We start from the raw sequence: 2,640 nt of genomic DNA, 5'->3' as shown, positions 1-2,640 counted from the left end.
AAATACTGGCCCGCGCTAAGGACGTAGCCTTTTTCAATGATTTCATTATATGTAACGGCAACGCTGAAATCTTCCACGGCTTCTTTTTTAAGGAATGTATCAACAATCTTGTCAATTTCAAAGTCCCGCAGGCGGCGTTTCTGGTTGCTGCCTTCCTTGTATTCCTCGCCGAGTTTTGAGGCGTCGATTAAAATCACTTTCGCGTCTTCATCTTTTTTGGACTTGTCAAAGAAAACAACGGAGACATTTGTTCCTGTGGTGGCAAAAACATTGCTCGGCATGCTCACAACGCCGCTTACGATTTTTTCATCCACGATTTTTTTAAGAATCTTGTTTTCAATTCCGCTTTTTGCAGTTATAAATCCTGTTGGAACAACAATCGCGCCTTTTCCGGAATCTTTCAGGGAATTTATGACGTGCTGAATAAAGCAGGTGTAAATCGCCATGCTTTCTTTTTTCTTTGCAGGCACATTCGGAACTCCTGCCCAGAATCTTTGCGTCTGCGAGGCGATTTTTTCTCTTGTGTCGCTGAAGTCCATCTTGAACGGCGGATTTGAAACAACATAGTCAAATTTGCGCAGGCTGTTTCCGTCATCGCTCTTATGGTATGGATTTACCAACGTGTCGCCCTGAATCGCCTTGTCCAAAGAAAGCACGAGGTTGTTCAAAAGGAGATTGAGCTTTAGCATTTTGTTTGAGCGCTGGCTGATGTCCTGAGAATAAATCGTGCACTTGTCCTCGCCAACCTGATGCGCCAAAGCCATAAGCAAAGTGCCAGTTCCTGCGCTCGGGTCGTAACATTCAATATTATGAAGGTCTTTTGAATCTCCTACTAAAAGCCGCGCCATAATTGTAGCGATGGAATGAGGCGTATAATATTCCGCGTATTTTCCGCCGCCTGCTGTGTTGTAGTCCTTTATAAGATATTCGAAAATTGCGGCAAAAAAATCGTAACGCTGGGCAAAAACTTCCTCAAAACTGAATTTTATTAGCTTGTCAACTAAGGCGCGGGCAAAAGCCGGCCGCTGCGCAGTGTCTGTAACAAAAATTGTAAGGTCCTCAAAAATCGGAATCTTTGTTTCATCGGAAGTGTGCGTATTGAAAATTTCAATATTCTCGTCTGCAATGTTTCGCATTGTCGCGTCAAAAATCGTGTCGAAGGTTCCTTTTGACTGCTGGCTCCATAAATTGCCAATCAAGTGTTCCGGCTTTAGGCGCGGAATGTTCGCGTCCAGTAAATCAAGCAAGTCAAGGCGTTCATCTTCAGAAAGCGAGGCATAGCCTTCTTCAAAACTTTCCGCTTCAAGAATTTTTTTTACAATCGGAGAATTCAGCTTCTTTACTTCAAAGCAGAATTTGTCGTTCAGGAATTTATAAAGAAAAACCTGAGTAATGATTTTGTACTCGTTGCCGTCGTTTCCCATGCCGTACTGCTGGCATGTTGCTTTTAAGGCATCTATAAGCTTGAACGTCTCGTTTTTTATCTGTTCTACTGTCATCAATTTCTCCCATAGGTTGCATGGTACTGATTAAGATACTGCGCAACGATTTTGTCTTTTATAAATTCGCGGTCTGCGCGCGGACTTTGGATATTCAGCTCTGCCATTCCGTTTCCAACAAGGCTCATTACAGTTTTTTCAAAATAAGGGTCGCTTTTTAGAATCGCCTCCTGGTTGTAAACCTGCATATCGATTGTATTTTTAAGAGACATAAGCGTGCGGTAAATCGTCAAATCCTTGTCGTCCAAAATCCAGTTTTGCGCGCTTGCATTTGGAGAGGCAGATGTTCTTCTTCTGTTTTCTTCGTGAATCCGCTTGTGGACACGGACAAATTTTGCGTCTCCTTTATATTTCTCAAAAAGATTTTCTGTTTTCTTTTTAAGCCGGCTAAGCCGTTCAAGAATTTCGTCAAAATCTTTGTTCTGCTGCGTGAACTTTGCGTAATCGTACTCAACAAAATCTGTTTTTGCCAAAGCATGCATAAACAAATCTTTAAGCGTTATATACTCGGGGTCTTCCTGGTCAAAGTAGCTGCTCAGGCTGCTTGCTGTTCTTCTGATTTTGTCTTTTATAGTCTCGCAGTTGGCTTTAATCACAAGCTCTTCTGTTCCGACTTTTGAAAAATGGAATTCAATTCCGTCCAAAATATCCGCAATCATATCCAGAGTTTCGGCGGAAGGATTTTGAATTGCCTTGAAGTTGATTAAATCAATTCTGCGGTTTACTTCTGTCAAAAGCTGAGGGATTCGTGAAAGGTCAAGACTGCTTACATATTTTAGAACTTTCTCATCCGTTATTTTTTCAGAGCCAAAAGAGCGCACAACGTTTGCAAGGTTTCTGATTGTAGTCAAAGAATTTCTAAGCTCAAGCAAAGGCTGCTTTTCTTCAATTCTGTTTATCTGCTCAACAAAGCTTTCTACGTTTTCAGTATTATAGCTGAACATTTTTTCATAAGCGTTATCAATCTGCTCCACGATTTTCTGAGGCTCTTCAAAAATTGCGGAGAATGTTTCTGGAATCTGCTTGTCAGGTGCGTTTTTTGGGTTGTTGAATTTATTCAGTTCCCTTAGATAATTTTCATTTGTCTGCTCAAAGTTTTCTTTTATGTCCGCAAAATCAACAATATAGCCGTAAGTGTGCT

1 protein-coding gene and 1 pseudogene are annotated in these 2,640 nt (G+C 41.3%); both read right to left on the bottom strand.

Translation table 11 applies throughout. From position 1 onward, the window contains the following. Positions 1–1,499: N-6 DNA methylase (locus B2X33_RS02465; RefSeq protein ID WP_296667379.1), on the bottom strand; the 1,499-nt coding region annotated here is incomplete at its 3' end. Beyond that, positions 1,499–2,640: pseudogene (locus B2X33_RS02460) on the bottom strand (hypothetical protein); the annotation flags it as partial. The gene B2X33_RS02465 and the pseudogene B2X33_RS02460, both read right to left, overlap by 1 nt.

This window comes from Treponema sp. UBA785 (assembly GCF_002297065.1).
Taxonomy (GTDB): Bacteria; Spirochaetota; Spirochaetia; order Treponematales; family Treponemataceae; genus Treponema_D.
Note: the sequence above shows the minus strand (reverse complement) of the source record. Positions and strands in the feature narration are given on the sequence as shown.